Source organism: Cupriavidus phytohabitans, assembly GCF_000426345.1.
Lineage (GTDB): Bacteria > Pseudomonadota > Gammaproteobacteria > Burkholderiales > Burkholderiaceae > Cupriavidus.
In genome coordinates this window covers 68,764-87,115 of the sequence record NZ_AUFE01000026.1, presented here as the reverse complement: position 1 = coordinate 87,115, position 18,352 = coordinate 68,764, and the positions used below count along the sequence as shown (strand labels likewise).

Here is an 18,352-nt window from a genome sequence, read left to right as displayed (position 1 = left end):
GGTGCCGCCGGTCAGGATGGCGATGTCTTCCAGCATGGCCTTGCGGCGGTCGCCGAAGCCCGGGGCCTTGACGGCGGCGGTCTTCAGGATGCCACGGATGTTGTTGACCACCAGGGTCGCCAGGGCTTCGCCCTCGACGTCTTCAGCGATGATCAGCAGCGGGCGGCCAGCCTTGGCCACTTGCTCCAGCACCGGCAGCAGGTCGCGGATGTTCGAAACCTTCTTGTCGAACAGCAGCACGAACGGGTTATCCAGCTGGACAACTTGCTTTTCCGGGTTGTTGATGAAGTACGGCGACAGGTAGCCGCGGTCGAACTGCATGCCTTCCACGACTTCCAGCTCGTCGGCCAGCGACTTGCCGTCTTCGATGGTGATCACGCCTTCCTTGCCGACCTTGTCCATGGCTTCGGCGATGCGCTCACCGATGGAGGTGTCGCTGTTGGCGGAGATGGCGCCAACTTGGGCGATTTCCTTGCTGGTGGTGGTGGGCTTGCTGACCTTCTTCAGCTCTTCCACGGCGGCGGCGACAGCCTTGTCGATACCGCGCTTCAGGTCCATCGGGTTCATGCCGGCGGCAACGTACTTCATGCCTTCGCGCACGATCGACTGGGCCAGCACGGTCGCGGTGGTGGTACCGTCACCGGCGTTGTCGCTGGTCTTGGAAGCCACTTCCTTGACCATCTGGGCGCCCATGTTCTGCAGCTTGTCCTTCAGCTCGATTTCCTTGGCCACGGACACGCCGTCCTTGGTCACGGTCGGGCCGCCGAAGCTGCGCTCCAGCACCACGTTGCGGCCCTTCGGGCCCAGGGTCACTTTAACGGCGTTGGCGAGGATGTTCACGCCTTCGACCATCTTGGCACGTGCGGCGTCGCCGAACACTACGTCTTTAGCTGCCATTCTTGAATCTCCTGAAATCTGTACGGGTGGCGGTCAGTTGGTGAATTACTTGTTCACCACGGCCATGATGTCTTCTTCGCGCATGACCAGCAGTTCCTGGCCTTCCACCTTCACGGCCTGGCCGGCGTACTTGCCGAACAGCACGCGGTCACCGACCTTGACGTCGAGGGCGATGTTGTTGCCCTTGTCATCCTTCTTGCCAGGACCGACTGCCAGCACTTCGCCTTGATCGGGCTTCTCGGCAGCGTTGTCGGGAATCACGATACCGGACGCGGTCTTGGTTTCGTTGTCCAGACGCTTCACGATCACGCGGTCGTGCAGAGGACGCAGGTTCATACGGACTCCTAGATACAAAAGTGAGTGTTTAATCACAAATCGGCCGGCTAACCGAGGCGACGGCCAACTGAAATTTTCAGGTGTCGCAAGGGGCGCTTCATGCTGTTAGCACTCACCCCCGACGAGTGCTAATTATAGGGACGGGGTATGGCCATTTCAAGACAGCGGTTTGATGGGGGTTTTCCCGGACGGGGAAATTGAGGTGGGTGTTCATCGATTCGGTCATGGCCACCGTCCCCGGCGTGGGACCTCCCGGACGGATCACCGGCACATTCGTCCGGTTTGCGCCGACTACCGGCACGAGCGATCCATGGGGTCCGGGGCCGCCGCCCTGCCCGCCGCCCATGCCTTACTCGTGAAGTTGTGCGGCAGGCTCGACCCGCGCGAGTTCCGGTCCGGTATCCCCCGCGCCGGGAACGGCCTGAACACGCCCGGTCAGGTAGATGCCGATTGCCGCCACCATTGCCGGTACCGCCAGGAGCAGGTAAAGCGCTGCGTTGCTCCAGCCCGCCGACAGAAGGAAAGCGCCACCGAGCGAACCCGCGATCGCACCGACCCGCCCGATGCCGAGCGCCCATGCCACCCCCGTGGCACGACTTGTGGTCGGATAAAACGCCGACGCCAGCACGTTGGCGCAGACCTGCGAGCCGCTGACGCAAAAGCCCGTGACAAAGATCGCCGCCGCCATTGCCATGGGTGCGCTCACTGAAGCCAGGCACGCCACCGCGATGGCCCCAAGCGTATAAGCACTGGCAACTACCGCGTAAGGGTTGAACTTGTCGAGCAGCATGCCCAGCACGATGGCGCCGACAACGCCGCCGCCCTGCAGAAGACCTGACAGCATTGAAGCCTCCTTCAGGGAAAGACCGCTGCGCTGTACCAGGATCGGCAGCCAGTTGATCATCAGGTAAAGCAATAGCAGGCTGCAGAAGAAGGCAATCCAGAGCCACAGCGTTCCCATCCGATAGCGGGACGCAAAGAGTTGGCCGACCGGCGAACCGGGGCCATCCGGCTCGTCGGTGACGTAGCGAAGTCCGGGCGTGATCCGGGCCGCGTCGATGCGCGCCAGGGTGGCTGCGATCCGCGCCTGCATGCCCTCGCGTGTCGCCAGGTAACGCACCGATTCCGGCAATGCCAGCGCTAGCACCGGCACCAGCAACAGAGGGAGCACCCCGCCCAGCGCCAGCACGCCGCGCCAGCCCACATGCTCGATGAGATAGGCAGTCACCACCCCACCCACCGCCGACCCGAGCGAAAACCCGCAGAACATCACCGTCAACAAGGTGCCACGGCGACGCGACGGACTGAATTCCGCCGTGAGCGTGATGGCGTTGGGCATCGCGCCGCCGAGCCCAAGCCCGGTCAGGAAGCGAAGTGCAATCAGCCACCCAATGCCGGAAGCCGCCGCAGATGCCAGGCACGCGGCGCCGAACCACGCCACCGACATGATCAACACGCGGCGGCGGCCAATGCGATCGGCCATGGGCCCGCACAGGAAGGCGCCGGCCATCAGTCCAAGCAATCCGGCCGAGAACAGTGGGCCCAATGCCACCATGGACAGCGACCACTCGCCTCGAATATGAGGAGCAAGGAAGCCGATGATCGCGATATCGAAGCCGTCAAGGGCGACGATCGCGAAACACAGCAGCATGATGCGCAACTGCAAGGGCGAAAGCCTCGCAGCGTCGATAAACTCGCGTACGTTGACAGCGGCGCGCATGTGCGCGGCCGCCGCCACATCTTTGGGGGCGGATGGGGCGGTCATTTTGTCTCCTGGGAAGGTTGGCGCACCGCCGCTATGCTTCGGCTTGTGCGGTACTGCGTGGTCCGCGCTGCGGCGCGCGGCTATGCCGAGGCTGGATCCATGTCCGGGTAGTGGTAACCACCCGCTTCCACGCGGGCGATGAAGGCCGGGTCCCGCTGGCGCAGGTCCTCGTGCGTGACCCTGCCAGTGCGCAGCATGTAATCGTAGGCGAACGCCACCGGATCGAGGTGCATCTTGCTGTCAACCGATTCGTACCAGTCGAGACTACGGCGAGCCGCATCCTGGAACTTCGCCGATGCATCCCGGCGCGAGTCTTCGAATGCCTGGAAAGCAGCCGGCACGTCGTCACGATGCGCGCAGACTGCATCGCACAGCGCAACGGCATCCTGCATGGCCATGCGGGTTCCTGAGCCCAGAGAAAAATGCACGCTGCGCAAGGCATCGCCGAGCAGCACGACCTTGCCGTGCGACCAGTGCTCGTTTTGCACCACGCTGGCCTGGAACCAGTTCGAGCGATTGCCGAGCAGCGAATGCCCGCCGAGGTCTTCGGCAAACACCCACTCGCAGAACGCACGGCTCTCATCCTCGGTCGCGGTATCCAGTCCGGCGCGATGCCATGTGTCCGGATCCACCTCCACCAGGAACGTCGACAACGCATCGCTGTACTGGTACGAGTGAGCGATGAACACGCCGAACTCGGTCTCGCGGAAGATCAGCGAAACCGGATGGAAGAGCTGATGCGTGCCATACCACGCGAACTTGTTGCGGCGCACGTCGAAGCTCGGCTGGAAATGCTCGGCCAGCCGCGTACGCACCTCGCTGTTGACGCCGTCGGCCGCCACGACCAGGTCGGCGTCAGGCAATTCCGCCGGATCATTCACGCGGCTGCCATAGCGGATCTCGACGCCGGCCGCGGTGCATGCACCTTGCAGCACGCGCAGCAGGTCGATACGCGAGGTGCGCGAGAAATGGTTGCCGCGCAGCGGCACCGCCACGCCGCGGTGGATCACTTCCATATGGTCGCAACGCTGATGATGGGCGGTGAACTTCCTGAAGAACGCCGGATCTGCGTCCTGCAGGAACGACAGCGCGATGTCGGAGAACACGACACCCCAGCCGTAGGTGGCGCCTGCTTCGTTGCGCTCATGCACAACGATATGGTCTTCAGGATGCCGCTGCTTGAGCAGCAGCGAGAAGTAGAGGCCGGCGGGCCCGCCTCCGATGACGACGACATTCATGGTAAGCCTCCTACTTGCTTGCCGGCGCCAGGGCCGCACCGGCATTGGGGACGACGGGAGCCAGGTCCAGGTGCTCCAGCATCTGGCGCACCGTGCAGGCAGCGGTGGACGTGACGGGAAGGCCGATGGCATCTTGCGCTGCCTGGATGGCCGGCAGCGACGGCATCTGCACGCAGGCCGACAGCACCACGACATCGGCATTGGCGGTGTTGAGGCGCCTGACATCCTGCAGCAACTGCATGGGATCGCGGCGCCCGACTTCGAGGTTGTCCGGGATCTCGAAGGACAAGGCATCCAGGACTTCAATGCCTTCATGCTCGATGTACCGGACCACGGCCTCGGTCAGTGGCTTCATGTACGGCGCCATCAGCGCAATACGGCGCGCGCCGATCGACTTCAGGCCCGCCACCAGCGCGCCGGCCGACGTCATCACCGGCGCATCGCAGTGGTTCTCGCGCGCCACGCGCAGCAAGTCCTGCTCAACCTGGCGGTGGTAGCCCGGCCCCATCGCCATGATGGCGACCAGGCACGCCGTGCTCATCACGTCCACGCGCGCGTCGGCCAGTTCGGCGGCGCAGCGCAGACCTTCGCGGTTCATCGCTTCCAGTTCTTCGCGGACGACGCGATGCATGCGCATGCGGCTCGCGTGGAACGTGAAGCGCTCCGGCCAGACCTGCTCCCGCGCGCGCAGCATGGCGGGAATCTCGGTCTCCATCGTCGTGTTGGAGCTGGGCACGATCTGCCCGATACGGTAGGTACGACTGTTCATGCTGGTCAGCCTTGGTTGGATGGGTTGGCGTGCGCGCTCGTTTCGCAGTACGGCTTCGGTGCAGGTGTCATGCCGATTTCCTCCCCGTTTCGCCGGCTCCGCCAGCGGCTTCCGCCGCGAGCTGGCGCGCGATCATGGCCCGCAGTGCGGCCTTGTCGACCTTGCCGACGCGGGTCACCGGGAACTCCGCGACCACTTCGATACGCTCCGGGCATTTGAACTTTGCCAGTCCCTGTTCCACCAGGAACGCAGCCAATTCCGCCACGTCGGGCGCGGCATGGCCAGCGCGCAGGATCACGTAGATGCAGCCTTTCTCTCCGTACAACGGGTCCGGCATCGCTACAAGCTTGGCGTCCGCGACCGCAGGATGCCGGCTGACATACGCCTCCACTTCTTCCGTGCCGATCTTCTCGCCGCCGCGGTTCACGTTGTCGCGCAGGCGGCCTTCAAACGCAAAGCAGCGGTAGCCGTCGATCACGTGCTCGGTCATGAGGTCGCCGGAGCGCACGAAACCATCCGCGGTCAGTGACTGGGCGGTGGCTTCCGGCGCCTTGTAGTAGCCGCGAAGGCTGGATGGACCGCGGAAGCACAACTCGCCGGGCGTTCCCGGCAGTGCCGCCTCGTCCGTGCCCGGCACCAGCAGGCGGAGATCGTCATCCGGGCAACCGGAGAAGCCCTGGGTGCGATGCCGTATCGCGGCGGAAAACCGCGCGCCGGCACCGAGCAGTAATCCTTCGGTCGTCCCGAAGAGGTTGAAGCACGGCACGCCGAGATGCGCTTCGAGCGCGTCGGCACGCGTCATCGTGCCGAACAGTTCCAGCGACGAAAGATCGTGCCGCGCAATGTCCCGGTACGCGATCATCTGCGGCGCCACCGGCCCAATCGACATACCATGCGTGATGCGGTGTTGTTCGATCAGATCGAGCATGCGCTGGATATCGACGCGTGGCATCAGCACCGAGGTCATGCCGCCCGCCACGACCGGTACCAGCACATAGAGCTGGCCGGCATTGTGCAGCAGCGGCAGCGACCAGATCAGACGGCTTTTCGCGGTCTGACCGAGCAGGCGCATGCAGGCCAGCGCATGGCCGATGTACTCGGCGTGGAAGCGCGGAATGATCTTCGGTACGCCGGTCGTGCCGCCGGACAACTGGAAGCTGAGCACGTCCTCGCTGCCGATCGGGACCCCCGCCAGTACTTTCACGGCCTGCTCGTAGGAGATCGTGTCGATCAGTGCGTCCATGCCATGCTCGGCAAGCGCACCCTGTGCGGCGGAACCGCCGCCACGCGCAACGATCAGGTGTTGGATCGACGGGTGACGGCAGGCCATGCCGCGGGCAAAGCCGGTCAGGTCGAAGGCACTGAAATCGGCCTGCACAAAATAGGCTCGCGGCGTGGACTGGGCGGAAAGCTGGCCGATCTCGACCTCGCGGTACTGGGGCACCGCACACACGGGAACTATGCCGGCCTTGTAGCAGCCCATCAACGCGACGACGGTGTCGATCGTGGTTCCCATCTGGAAGATGGCGCGATCACCAGGCCTGAGGCCAAGCTGATGCAGTGCGGCGCCGAGGCGCTCGCTGCGCGCGTCCAGTTCGGCAAAGGTGATCGAGCGCTCATCGCTGATGAAGGCCGGGTGGTCCGGCGTGCGACGGGCGGTCTTGCGCAGGGCGCCGCCGAGCGTGTCGTCGACCCATGCGCCGCTTTCGAAATACCGGGCGGCGTCGGCGGGCGGGCAGTACACCACGCCTTCAATCGGAAAATGAATACCGGTCATGATGGCCTCCTCCGGCACTCACGCCATCGCCGGATCGCGCGGGACGATGCGCACGATATCGCGGTCGAAACGTTCGATCTTGCCGTCAAGCCCGCCGGTGAACAGCCCGTACCAGACCGCGGGCTTCAGGCCCAGGGCGCGGCGCCCGAATTCGAGCGGTTCATCCGAAGCGATCACCGTATAGTCGCCGAGATCGCTGAGCCGGCACGCCGGCAGGCGGCGCGCGGCTTCTGTCAGGACCGCGAACTCGGGAACGTTCAGTACGAAAATACGTAGGGTGGTCGGGCTCATGCGTGACAATCCTGGTCCAGGTCCAGGTCCAGGCGGCGGCCGAGGATCTCTGCCTTGCGCTCCAGATGGCGTCGATCCTCGTCACGCGCGCATGCCGGGTGCGGGCTTCGTCCTCCAGCTCGATGGCGGCGGCCAGCGTCGCATCGGCATCGCGCGCATCGAGCGCTGCCAGCGGCCGCAGCTTGCGCGTGATCTCGATGAAGTAGCCGTTCGGGTCGCGGAAGTAGATCGACTCGATCACCTCGTGCGCGGTTTCCGCGGACACCACCACGCCGCGCTCCTCCAGCCGCGTCTTCCATGCCAGCATTTCTTCCTGCGTATCGACCAGCCAGGCCGTGTGGGTGGCGTCGAACACATGGTCGTCCGGGAGCGGCGGACGGGTGCCGCGACCCGCCAACGCTTCGGGCTCGTCACTGCCGAGGTAGTAGAAGAACGCAATGGTGCTGCCCTTGCCGCTGTCAAAGAAGAAGTGCAGGAAATCGGGGTGCGTCGAAGGACCCCAGCCGCGCGCCGAAATCGTGTGGATCAGCGGCAGGCCCAGGATGTCGCGATAGAACGCGACGGTCTCCTTCAGGCGCCAGGTGGGGCGGGCGGTATGGTCGACGCCGCGCAGGCGCAGCGGCGCGGCGACGTCGGGTGGGGCGGTTCTTGCATGCATCGTTACGTCTCCGGATCGGAATGGGGCTGGTGTGTGTCTGGTGCGTTATTGCGGGAAGTTATTGCAGGAAGTTATTGCGGGAAGCTCTCGCGTAGCCACGTCTGCAGCAGACGGCCCGTCGCATAGCGGCCGGGTTCCTCGCCCTTGGCCAGCGCGCGGCCGTGGTGGTCGCCGCGAACGCGGTGGTGCTGCTTGTCGACGCTGCCGATGCTCTGGAAGATGTCCGCGATGACGCTGGGGAAACAGGCCTGGTCGGCCGTGTACTCGATCAGCAGCGTGGGCTGGTGAATGGCCGGGGCGGTGCGGGACAGCGCCGCGTTCGACGACAGACCCGACCATGTCGACAACCAGCTCTCGGGCGAGCACACGCGGGCGAAGCCGACCGAGCCATAGTTGGATATGAACGGGTCCGCGCCCCAGAGCGAGCCGTACTTGCGGTCCGACGGATCGAGCGACAGGTCAAAGCAGCGCAGGTCGGCATCGGTGCGCCAGACGGGAAAGAGCTGTGTGTGGGCCGCGCGCCGGCGCACGGCATCGCTGACCGTGCCGGGGTTGCGCTTCACTTCGGCGCGGGCGTCCATGCGCTCGGCAATCATCGTCCGGGCCAGGTGGTCAAGGCGCTGTACCCGCATCGCCTGCGCGGCGCGGTACTTCATGACGAAGTGGGCGTGATACGCGGACGACCGCGGGGCCGGCGCAAAGCCATTGGCGGCGGAGAACGCATCGAGCGCCGGATCGACGGAAAGCGGGTCGCGCTCATCTGTCACGGACGGGTCGATGCAGGACTGCAGCAGCATGCCTTGCCCCGGATGCGGCGCGACGAAAACCACGCCATCCACGGCGGGCAGCAATGCCGAGGCGAGATGGGTGGCACGGCCGCCGGGCGTCCGGCCGATGCGCGCTTCGGGCGCGGCATTCGATTGCTGGACGTACAGGGCATACAACCCGCTGCCGCCCGAGTTGCCGAGCAGCACGATGTTGCGGAAGCCCGCTTCACGCAGGAAACGCACGCCTGCCGCGACGTCATAGAGCGCGAACTCGTGCTCCAGGCGCTGGTCGTTGCCGACCGAGCGCGGCGACTGCGACCACGCCGCGTAACCGGCTTCCACGATGTCGGGAATCAGGTAGTGGCAGGCCATGAACTCGCGCGGATGCATGATGCAGACCACCGTATCGGGCCGGCCTGCGGCATAGAGCGAACCGCCGGTGGCCGCACCATCCTCCGTGCGCAGCACGACGTTGCGGGTCACCGTGCCTGGCGGCACATCGCGCGGGTTCCAGTCGGTGTTCAGGAAACCTGCAATCGGCCCGCGAGCGGCGGGCGATTCGTTGGGGGGCGTCTGGGAACTATTCATCGATTCACTCCGTTTTTTACAGAATAGTCCATTTTTTGACGTGTACGTAAATTTTTTTACGAGAGCGACGAATCCGTTTGCAGGCGCCTTTCAATGCACTAACAGGGAAGTTGCCGGGCAACGCCCCGGTGCACCGGGGTGGCGGGCCCGCGCCATTTTGTTTATCGTGATGGCTTCTCGACGCTCGCGTCGAAAAACTGAATGGCGGTTACATGGCAAAGGCACAGAGCAAGAGCGACGCGCTGCGGGACTCGATCCTGGAGGTCGCGACGCGCCTCTTCATCGAGCGCGGCTTCGATGGCACCGGACTCAACGACATCGCGGACGCGGTGGGGCTGAGCCGTCCGGCGCTCTACTACTACTTCAAGAGCAAGGAAGCCATCCTCGAGGAGTTGACTACGGCGGTCACGCGCACCGCCGCGCAACTGGCCACCGAGGCCATCCCCGAGGCCATGCGCACGCCTGCCGGCATCCTGCGCCACCTGGTGCTGCGCCACGCCACGCTGATCCTGACGCACCCGCTGCAGTTCCGCGTGGTCGAACGCAACGAGAACAACCTGCCGCTCAAGCAGCGCAAGATGGCCGAGCAGGCGCGCCGCGCGGTGCTCGAACAGTTCCGGCAGGCGATCGAGTTCGGCATCGACCATGGGAGCTTTCGCGTGGTGGACGCCAAGATCGCCGCATTCTCGATCATCGGCATGTGCAACTGGACGGCGTGGTGGTTCAATCCCGCCGGACAGGCTTCCGTGGATGAGGTAGCGGGCCAGATTGCGGACATGGCGCTGCGCTCGGTCGAACTGCCGGCCAGCCGCGCGCTGGACAAGCCCGGGCCGGCGGCTATCCTGCAGTTGCTGCGCGACGATCTGACGCTGCTGGAGCGAAGCCTGGACGCGCCGGCTGCTGCGGGGCCCGCAACCTAGCGAACCATCCGGTCTGTGGAGGCTTGCATGGGGCTCAACAAGACGTAAATGCGCCAAGGCGGGCATGGCAGCGAAGACATGCATCGGCTGGATCTCTACCCAGCCCCATGTACCCGGCTTGTGACGATGTCCCAGCTCTCACAGCGGCACGCCGCGTCCCGCGCCAGACATCTCCGTCACCGCCGCCACTTCCCTTCGCCGATCAGCGCCTCGGCAAGCTTGGGAATCATCTGCGCCACCTGCCGCACCGCGGCGGTGAAGGGACGCTGGCTGCTCGTCGCCAGCACCACGCTCTGCCGCATGGCGCGGTCCGCCAATGGCACGGCGTCATACTCCCCGCTCTCCAGCTCGGCCGCCACCGCGTGGTATGGCAATACGGAAAACGCGGAATGGTCGGACAGGATGCGCTTGATGACCACTGATGAGCTTGCCTCCATGCACACGTTGAGGGCGATGCGGTGCGCGGCGGCAGCCTCTTCCAGCAGGTTGCGGATGGCGTTGGGCGGCACCGGCAGCACCAGCGGCACGCCGCCGATCTGCCGCAGCAGCAACGAAGCCGGCCTGCCGCCCGCGGCGCGCCAGTGGGCCTGCACGGCCTCGCGCCGGCCGACCAGCATCAGCGGCGTATCGAGCAGGCGGCGGTAGCTGTTCCGGCCTTCGGCACGATAGCGGTTCAGGACGGCGAGATCGATGCTGCCCTGGGTCAGCCGCGTCTCGATCTCGCCGCTGTAGCCTTCCACGATGCGCAGCTTCACCGCGGGCAGCCGCTCCTGCACGGCGGCGTAGAGCCGGCTCGACAGCAGCGGCGCCACCGCCGGCACCAGGCCCAGCGTGACCATGCCGCTGACATTGCCGGCACGGCCGCGCGCCGACTCGACCAGTTGCCTGGCGCCGTCGAGCAGCGGCTCGGCATCGGCCAGCACCTGCGCGGCCAGCGTGGTTGGCCGCACGCCGCGGCCGGTGCGGTAGAACAGCGGGCCGCCAAACATCTTCTCCAGCTCGGCGACCTGCCGGCTGATCGCCGACTGTGCCAGGCCGAGCTGCGCCGCGGCGCCCGAAACGCTGCCCGTGCGCGCCACCGCGACGAACGTGGTCAACGCCTTGAGCGTCAGGTCGTGTCCCGCATCTGTTTGCATATCCTCTCCTGCTATCTCCTATGGAGATATCTGCTTTCTCATACCGGCATTGATCCGAGGATACCGTCTCTCTATCGTTAGAGGCAATCGCACACCACCCGGAGGAGACCCTGATCCATGCCCCTGACTGCCGAACACCATCCGCTGGCGCCGCTCGATGCGGCGCAGAACGACATGCTGGCCCGTGTCCAGGCACTGGTCCGGGACAACATCGGCCCCAGGGCCAACGCGGCAAACCGCAACGACGAGTTCGCCTGGGACACCTTCCGCGCGCTGGCGGAAAGCGGCGTCATCGCCACGGCGTTTCCCACCGCGCTCGGCGGCACCAATGCCTCGATGCTGCTGCGCGTCAGGATCATCGAAGAGATTGCGCGAACGTGCAGCACGGCGGCGTCGCTCGTGACCGGCACCGACCTGTCCTCGCGCCCGATCGTTGCCGGCGGTTCCGCGGAGCTTTGCGCACAGACGGTGCCGCTGCTGGCCAATGGCAGCAGGCAGTCCGCCTTCGCGCTGACCGAGCCCGGCGCGGGATCGGATCTCGCGCGGCTGCGCACCGTCGCCAGCCGGCATCCCGGGGGCTATCGGCTCACTGGCGTAAAGAAATTCATCACCCGCGCCAACGTGGCCGATATGTTTGTCGTGGTGGCTTCGCTTGCCGACGGTCCCGGCGGCAGCAAGGGACTGACGGCGTTCCTGGTGCCGCGCGATGCTGAAGGACTGAGCGTATCGCCGATCATTCCCAAGCTCGGCTGGCATGGCGTGCCGATCGCCGAGGTCCGGCTCGACGATGTGTTCGTGCCGGTCTCGCATCGCCTGGGCGAAGAGGGACAGGGCATGGCGCTGGCGCAGGACACGCTGGTGCGCGCACGCATCGGCCATGCCGCGATCGCGCTGGGTCGGATGACCGGCGCGCTGCAGATCGCCGCGCAATACGCCGGGCACCGGCAGGTATCGGGCAAGGCGGTGGGCGAGCACCAGGGCATCCAGTGGATGCTGGCCGACATGGCCGCGCGCATCGAAGCCGCACGCTGCCTGGTCTACAGCTCGGCGCAGCGCTACGACCGCACGGACCCTGAGACTTCGATCCACGCCTCGATCGCCAAGATGCACAGCACCGACCTGTGCATGCGCGTGGTAGTGGACTGCGCGCAACTGCTGGGCGGCAACGGCTACCTGAATGCGTATCCGATCGAGCGCTTCCTGCGCGACGCCAAGATGAACCAGATTGGCGAAGGCACCAGCGAGGTCCACAAGAACCTGATCGGCCGGCACGTGATGAAGACCGCCTCGGCGATGCCACAACATCCCTGCCTCGATTTCGAGCCGGATCTGTTTGGAGCGCAATGATGGCAAGCACTGCTGACCATAGCCTGGCCAATGCGCTGTGCCGCCGGCTGGGCATCCGCTACCCGGTGTTCGGGCTGGCGCACAGCATCGAGGTCGCCGCGGCCATTTCCAATGCCGGCGGCCTCGGCGTGTATGCCGCGGCACGCGATGGCCCCAACGAACTGGCGCAGAAACTGCGCGACCTGCGCGCGCTGTGCCCGGACGTGCCGGTCGGTGTGGACCTGCTGCTGCCCACCGCGCTGCCGGGCGTCTCCACCCCGGAAGACGTAAGCGCTGCGATTCCTGAAGGACATCGCCGCTTCGTCGACGGCCTGTTCGAGCGCTTCGCCGTGCCGCCGGCCACGGCGGGCAACTTCTTCTCGCAGTACGTGCGCTCGCAGGCTTTGTTCGAGGAACAGGTCGCCGCCGTGGCGCAGAGCGAGGTGGAGGTGTTCGCCGCCGGCGTCGGCACGCCGGCCGACACCATCGCCAGGGTGCGCCGTGCCGGCAAGACCACCATGGCGCTGGTCGGCGCGGTCAAGCATGCGCGCAAGGCCATCGCGGCCGGCGTCGATGTGCTGGTCGCCCAGGGCTACGACGCCGGCGGGCATACTGGCACGATCGGCACCTTCACGCTGGTGCCGCAGATCATCGCGGCCGCCGAGGGACGCCCCGTGCTGGCCGCCGGCGGCATCGGCGAAGGCAGCCAGATCGCCGCGGCGCTGGCGATGGGGGCGCAGGGCGCGTGGCTCGGCACCGTGTGGCTGGGCAGCGCCGAGCATCGGCTGCCGGCCGCGCTGACTGAACGGCTGCTGGCCGCTGGCAGCGACGACACGGTGATCACCCGCGCGCACAGCGGCAAGCCCTGCCGCGTGGTGCGCAGCGCCTTCTCCGACGCATGGGCGGCGGCCGATGCCCCGGCGCCACTAGACATGCCCTACCAGCAGGCCCTGACCGGCCGGCTGCTGGCAGCGGTGGAAGAGCACGAGATCGCCCCGCTGATGTACGAGGCGGCGGGCCAGAGCGTTGCCTGGGTGAAGGAGGTCGAGCCCGTGGCGCGGATCATGGACCGGCTGGTGCGGCAGACGCGCCAGTCGCTCGAATGCCTGCGCCCTTACCTGCCGGAGTGACCGGCAGAGAGTGACCGGCAGGCGCCGGCGCAAATACCGATACAAGAAAGAGGAGACAGCATGGATCGCCGAGCATTCGGAAGGACTGCTTTCCAGACCGCCCTGATGATGGCCGCGCCCGGCCTGTTGCCGGCGCTGGCCCGCGCCAGCACCGGCCCGGGCAACTTCCCCGAGCGGCCGCTGCGCGCGGTCATCCCTTACCCGGCGGGCGGCGTGGTCGACGTCACGCTGCGCGCCGCCCTCGACCGCATGTCGCTCGACCTGCCGCAGCGCGTGGTCGTGGAGAACAAGCCCGGTGCCGATGGCCGCATCGGCATCGAATTCGCCAGCCGCGCACCGGCGGACGGCTACACGATGCTCGGCGTCACGCCGGTGCTGGCGGTGGCGCAGACGCTCTATCCCGACTCCGGCATCCGCGTGCAGAACTTCCGCGCCATTGGCGCGGTGGCCGCGGTGCCGTCGGTGTTCGTGGTGCACAACGATGTGCCCGTGAAGACGCTGAAGGAGTTCGCGGCGTGGGCCAAGGCGCGGCCGGGCGCCGTCAACGTGCCGGTGCCGGGCGCCGGCAGCTCGCTGCACCTGGCGCAGGAGCTGTTCTTCGAAGCCACCGGCGTGCGCGTGACCAATGTCGGCTACAAGGGCCAGCCGCCTTCGGTGCTGGACCTGGGACGCGGGCAGCTGCAGTTCGCGCTGGTGTCGCAGAACCTGGTGCTGCCGCTGATCCAGTCGAATCGCGTACGGCCGCTCGCCGTCAACGCCGCACGGCGCACGCGCTCGCTGCCGGAGGTCCCGACCATCGCCGAGGCGGGCTATCCCGACGCGCTGGTGCAATCCTGGTATGGCCTGGCCGTCCACGCACGCACGGCGCCCGCCATCGTCGACTACCTCGGCGCCGCGCTGCAGGCGGCGATGGGCACCGCCGACGTGCGCAACCGGCTGGCGGCGCTTGATGCGGAAATCCTCCCGCTCGACGCCAGGCAATTCGACCAGCTGCTGGTGGCCGAGGCAACGCGCTGGGCAGCATTGATCAAGGCGCGCGACATCAAGGTGGACGCATGAACCAGACCTCGTTTGTGAACGGCAACGGCAAGACCGACGGCCCGCTCGCCGGACTGCGCATCCTGGACATGGCTACGGTGCTGGCCGCGCCGCTCGCCAGCACGCTGTGCGCCGACATGGGCGCCGACGTGGTCAAGCTTGAGTTGCCCGATGGCAGCGATCCGCTGCGCGGCCTGGCACCGGTCAAGGACGGCCTGCCGCTCTACTGGAAGGTGGCCAACCGCGGCAAGCGCGGCATCTCGCTCGACGTGCGGCAGCCACAGGGGCGCGCGCTGTTCCTGCGGCTGCTGCCCGAATTCGATGTGCTGGTCGAGAACTTCCGCACCGGCACGCTCGACCGCTGGGGCCTCGACGCCGGGACCTTGCGCGAAGCGAACCCGCGCCTGATCATCCTGCGCCTGACCGGCTTCGGCCAGACCGGCCCGTATGCGTCGCGCGCCGGCTTCGCGCGCGTGTTCGAAGCCATGAGCGGCTTCACCAACCTCGCCGGTGAGCCGGGCGGTCCGCCGCTGCACATGAACTATCCCGCCGGCGACGTGGTGGCCGGCCTGTTCGGCGCGTTCGCCATCGCCACCGCCGCGGCCGAGCGCCGGCGCGATCCCGCAGCGCCCGGGCGGGATATCGACCTGTCCGCCACCGAGGCGCTGTTCCGCCTGCTGGAGCCGCTCGCGGTGGAATACGAACAGCTCGGCCAGGTGCGCCAGCGCGCGGGCAACCTGGCCACGTACACGGCGCCGTCCAACATGTATGCGACCGCCGACGGCCAATGGGTGTCGATGGTGGCGTCGTCCAACCCGATCTTCCGGCGCCTGTGCGTGGCGATCGGCCAGCCGGAACTGGCGGACGATGCGCGCTACGCCACCAACCCGGCGCGCGTGCGGCACCTCGACACGCTGGATGACGCGATCGGCGCCTGGTTCGCGGCACATGACTACCGCGCCGTCGCGGCGGCGCTGGAAGCGCAGCAGATCCCGTTCAGCAAGATCTTCACCATCGAGGACATCCTGGAGGACCCGCACTTCCGCGCGCGCGAGGCGATCGTGCGCCTGCCCGATCCGGACCTGGGCTCGGTTCCCGCGCCATGCCACGTGCCGCGCTTTTCCGGGTACGAGCCCGGCGCGCCCCGAACCGGGCCTTCAGTCGGCGAGCACAACGAAGAGATCTACGCCAAAGTCGGCCTGACCCGGCAGGAGATGCAGGCGTTGCGCGCGGAAGGGGTGATATGACCGCTCGCCGCTGGCGGCAGCCCTTGCCTGCGCCGCGCTACGGCATGCTGTGAAGGGATCGCCGCGCTACCGGCGTGGCGTTGTCGCCGCCTCGCTGAAATCCGCGCCGGAGGCCGCGCGATGCGGTGCGCGATGGGGTTGGAGTGACGGTGGCGCCCTTAACCGGAGTTTGTTGCGGCCATACATCAATGCCGCCGTGTAAGAGTAATGCCGGCACCGCATCAGCGCTCGACCGACAGCGCAATGTGAGCCCGCTGCCTAGACTGAGGGCTACCGCTGCATCGCCGCCACCGTGGCGATGCGCGGTCCCAGCCGCGCCGGGCCCCTCCACTGCCGGCGCGTCCGACAACAACTCTGGAGGTTTTCCATGGATCCGAAACAGCCCGCTCGCCTTCCCAGGATTGTCGGCGCGATTGCCGCCGGCCTGGCAGGCCTCAGCTGTGCCACCGTTTTCGCCCAGACCACGGCCGCGCCCGCGGCACCCCCGGCCGGCGCGCAAGGCGTGCCGCCCGGCATGACCCAGATCGAACCGCCCAAGGACCCGCTGGTCGAGCGCCGCGAGGCACGCAAGCGCGCCTCCGACGAATACAAGGCGAAGAAGAAGGCCGCCAAGGGCGAGTACAAGGAAGAAGTCGGCGAGGCCAAGCAGGAGCGCAAGGTCGAGAACAAGGCGGCGGACGCCGCGGCCCGCCAGGAGATGGCAGCGCCGAAGCAATAGCGTAATCACGCATGCTGCAAGTGAGAGATGGCCAGCGCAAGCCGGCCATCTTCTTCCCCGGTCTCAAACGCGTTCCCCCCGAGTTGCGCAAACCTGCGCTTCCCGCAGCCTGCGCACGGCTTCCCGCTTGCAAGCCGCCGTATCGCGCCTAGACTCCTTATGGGCAAACCGCGCGCTTGCTTGCGCGGCTTGCATTCCCCGCCATGTCCGCTGTCCACCCTTCCCGTTGGTTGGCAGGCCTCTTTCTGTCTGGCCTGGTGGGCACGTGCAGCCTGTGTGGACCCTCTGCCGTAGCGCAGCAAACAAAGCCTTCGCAAAATCCGCCGCCCGCTGCGGCGGCCCCTGCCGCGACCGCTGCGCCGAGCGAGGCGGCACCCGCCAAGCCACGTGGCCTGAGCCTTGCCAACAAGCCCCGTACCGGCGACTTCGACGTGATGCTCAAGAGCCGCGTCATCCGCGTGCTGGTGCCTTACAGCCGCACGCTCTACTTCAGCGACAAGGGGCGCGAGCGCGGGCTGACCGCGGAGCTGGTGCGTGGCTTCGAGCGCTACCTGAACAAGAAATACGCCGACCAGCTTGGCAAGCGCCCGCTGACCGTCATCATCATTCCGACCACGCGCGACCGCCTGCTGCCTGACCTGATGGCGGGGCTCGGCGATATCGCCGCCGGCAACCTGACCGAGACCGAGAACCGGCTGAAGCAGGTCGATTTCGCCGCGCCGCGCGACCGCAAGCCGGTGCGCGAGCTGGTGGTCACCGGGCCGAAGGCGCCGGCGTTGCAGCGCCTCGACGACCTCGCCGGAAAAACCGTGCACGTCCGGCGCGCCAGCAGCTATTTCGAAAGCCTGACCGTGCTGAACGACAGCCTGCGCCACGCCGGCAAGGCGCCGATGAAGCTGGTCATGCTGCCCGACGCGCTCGAAGACGAAGACGTGCTCGAGATGCTCAACGCGGGCGTGCTGCAGATCGTGGTGGTCGATGACTGGAAGGCCGCGACGTGGGCGCAGATCCTGCCGAACATCAAGGTGCGCGAGGACCTGGCCGTGCGCGAAGGCGGCTTTGTCGGCTGGGCCTTCCGCAAGAACAGCCCGCAGCTGCGGCAGGCGATCGATGACTTCTACGTCAACTATGTCAAGAAGCAGGGCGTGGCGGAGTACCTGCTCAAGCAGACCATGCAGCGCGTCAAGCAGATCAAGAACAACACCGACGATGCCGAGTACAAGCGTTTCCAGCAGACCATCGCCTTCTTCGAGAAATATGGCAAGGACTATGGCTTCGACCCGCTGATGCTGGCCGCGCAGGGTTTCCAGGAGTCACAGCTGAACCAGGAGGCGCGCAGCCATGTCGGCGCGGTCGGCATCATGCAGATCATGCCGGCCACGGGCAAGGAACTGAATGTCGGCAACATCCGGATGGCAGAGGCCAATGTCCACGCCGGCGCCAAGTACATGGACCGGCTGATGACGAAGTACTTCCCGGACGCGCATTTCTCGGAAACGGACCGGCCGCTGTTCGCGTTTGCGAGCTATAACGCCGGGCCGGGCAATATCGCCAAGATGCGCAAGGAAGCGGCGGCGCGCGGGCTGAATCCGGACAAGTGGTTCAACAATGTCGAGATCGTGGTGGCGGAAAAGATCGGCATCGAGACCACCACCTACGTGCGCAACATCTTCAAGTACTACGCGGCGTACCGGCTCATGCAGGACATGCAGGCGGCGCGCGAGCGCGCGCGCAGGCAGGTACAGAAATAG

Annotated in this window: 17 protein-coding genes; 7 read left to right on the top strand and 10 right to left on the bottom strand. The window is 66.6% G+C overall.

Features of this window, described 5'->3' with window-relative positions:
• From groEL to K309_RS0119415, 9 genes are all read right to left on the bottom strand, one after another.
• Positions 1 to 897: chaperonin GroEL (groEL, locus tag K309_RS0119450; protein WP_035877914.1), on the bottom strand; the 897-nt coding region annotated here is incomplete at its 3' end.
• Positions 898 to 942: 45 nt separating this feature from the next.
• Positions 943 to 1,233: a co-chaperone GroES gene (gene groES, locus K309_RS0119445; RefSeq protein WP_029047981.1), complete on the bottom strand. Its 291-nt coding sequence runs from the start codon at positions 1,231 to 1,233 to the stop codon at positions 943 to 945.
• A 349-nt stretch (positions 1,234 to 1,582) separates the two neighbouring features.
• Positions 1,583 to 2,998 carry an MFS transporter gene (locus tag K309_RS36850; RefSeq protein WP_064737458.1) on the bottom strand — a complete coding sequence of 472 codons (1,416 nt, stop codon included), beginning with the start codon at positions 2,996 to 2,998 and terminating at the stop codon, positions 1,583 to 1,585.
• A gap of 80 nt (positions 2,999 to 3,078) precedes the next feature.
• Positions 3,079 to 4,236, bottom strand: coding sequence for an FAD-dependent monooxygenase (locus K309_RS0119435; protein ID WP_029047980.1), 1,158 nt, complete (start codon positions 4,234 to 4,236; stop codon positions 3,079 to 3,081).
• Between the two features lie 10 nt (positions 4,237 to 4,246).
• Positions 4,247 to 5,005 carry a maleate cis-trans isomerase family protein gene (locus K309_RS0119430; protein ID WP_029047979.1) on the bottom strand — a complete coding sequence of 253 codons (759 nt, stop codon included), beginning with the start codon at positions 5,003 to 5,005 and terminating at the stop codon, positions 4,247 to 4,249.
• A 67-nt stretch (positions 5,006 to 5,072) separates the two neighbouring features.
• Positions 5,073 to 6,782, bottom strand: a complete 1,710-nt coding sequence (locus K309_RS36845; protein ID WP_035877911.1) for an AMP-binding protein — start codon at positions 6,780 to 6,782, stop codon at positions 5,073 to 5,075.
• Positions 6,783 to 6,800: 18 nt separating this feature from the next.
• Positions 6,801 to 6,959: a hypothetical protein gene (locus tag K309_RS43980; RefSeq protein WP_369796451.1), complete on the bottom strand. Its 159-nt coding sequence runs from the start codon at positions 6,957 to 6,959 to the stop codon at positions 6,801 to 6,803.
• Entirely contained in the window at positions 6,943 to 7,731 is a 789-nt protein-coding gene (locus tag K309_RS36840; RefSeq protein WP_369796450.1) for a VOC family protein, read from the bottom strand. Before K309_RS36840 ends, K309_RS43980 begins: the two co-directional genes overlap by 17 nt.
• Before the next feature lie 71 nt (positions 7,732 to 7,802).
• Entirely contained in the window at positions 7,803 to 9,086 is a 1,284-nt protein-coding gene (locus K309_RS0119415) for an alpha/beta fold hydrolase (protein ID WP_029047978.1), read from the bottom strand.
• A gap of 212 nt (positions 9,087 to 9,298) precedes the next feature.
• Between K309_RS0119415 and K309_RS0119410 the strand changes: the two genes are divergently transcribed.
• Positions 9,299 to 10,006 carry a TetR/AcrR family transcriptional regulator gene (locus tag K309_RS0119410; RefSeq protein ID WP_029047977.1) on the top strand — a complete coding sequence of 236 codons (708 nt, stop codon included), beginning with the start codon at positions 9,299 to 9,301 and terminating at the stop codon, positions 10,004 to 10,006.
• A gap of 176 nt (positions 10,007 to 10,182) precedes the next feature.
• Here the strand turns inward: K309_RS0119410 and K309_RS0119405 are convergent, their stop codons facing one another.
• Complete coding sequence (locus K309_RS0119405) at positions 10,183 to 11,142, bottom strand: LysR family transcriptional regulator (protein WP_035877894.1); 960 nt, start codon at positions 11,140 to 11,142, stop codon at positions 10,183 to 10,185.
• 117 nt (positions 11,143 to 11,259) lie between these two features.
• Here K309_RS0119405 and K309_RS0119400 point away from each other — a divergent pair, with 117 nt between their 5' ends.
• The 6 genes from K309_RS0119400 to K309_RS0119375 all read left to right on the top strand — a co-directional run bounded on the left by K309_RS0119400 (position 11,260) and on the right by K309_RS0119375 (position 18,352).
• Positions 11,260 to 12,489: an acyl-CoA dehydrogenase family protein gene (locus K309_RS0119400; protein WP_029047975.1), complete on the top strand. Its 1,230-nt coding sequence runs from the start codon at positions 11,260 to 11,262 to the stop codon at positions 12,487 to 12,489.
• The gene (locus K309_RS0119395; protein WP_035877892.1) at positions 12,489 to 13,598 is read left to right on the top strand and encodes an NAD(P)H-dependent flavin oxidoreductase; all 1,110 of its coding nucleotides are present in this window, start codon (positions 12,489 to 12,491) and stop codon (positions 13,596 to 13,598) included. The genes K309_RS0119400 and K309_RS0119395 overlap by 1 nt, the downstream gene beginning before the upstream one ends.
• Positions 13,599 to 13,658: 60 nt before the next feature.
• Positions 13,659 to 14,657 carry a Bug family tripartite tricarboxylate transporter substrate binding protein gene (locus tag K309_RS0119390; protein WP_029047973.1) on the top strand — a complete coding sequence of 333 codons (999 nt, stop codon included), beginning with the start codon at positions 13,659 to 13,661 and terminating at the stop codon, positions 14,655 to 14,657.
• Positions 14,654 to 15,883: a CaiB/BaiF CoA transferase family protein gene (locus tag K309_RS0119385; RefSeq protein ID WP_029047972.1), complete on the top strand. Its 1,230-nt coding sequence runs from the start codon at positions 14,654 to 14,656 to the stop codon at positions 15,881 to 15,883. Before K309_RS0119390 ends, K309_RS0119385 begins: the two co-directional genes overlap by 4 nt.
• A gap of 367 nt (positions 15,884 to 16,250) precedes the next feature.
• Positions 16,251 to 16,601: a hypothetical protein gene (locus K309_RS0119380; protein ID WP_029047971.1), complete on the top strand. Its 351-nt coding sequence runs from the start codon at positions 16,251 to 16,253 to the stop codon at positions 16,599 to 16,601.
• A 203-nt stretch (positions 16,602 to 16,804) separates the two neighbouring features.
• Entirely contained in the window at positions 16,805 to 18,352 is a 1,548-nt protein-coding gene (locus K309_RS0119375) for an MltF family protein (RefSeq protein WP_029047970.1), read from the top strand.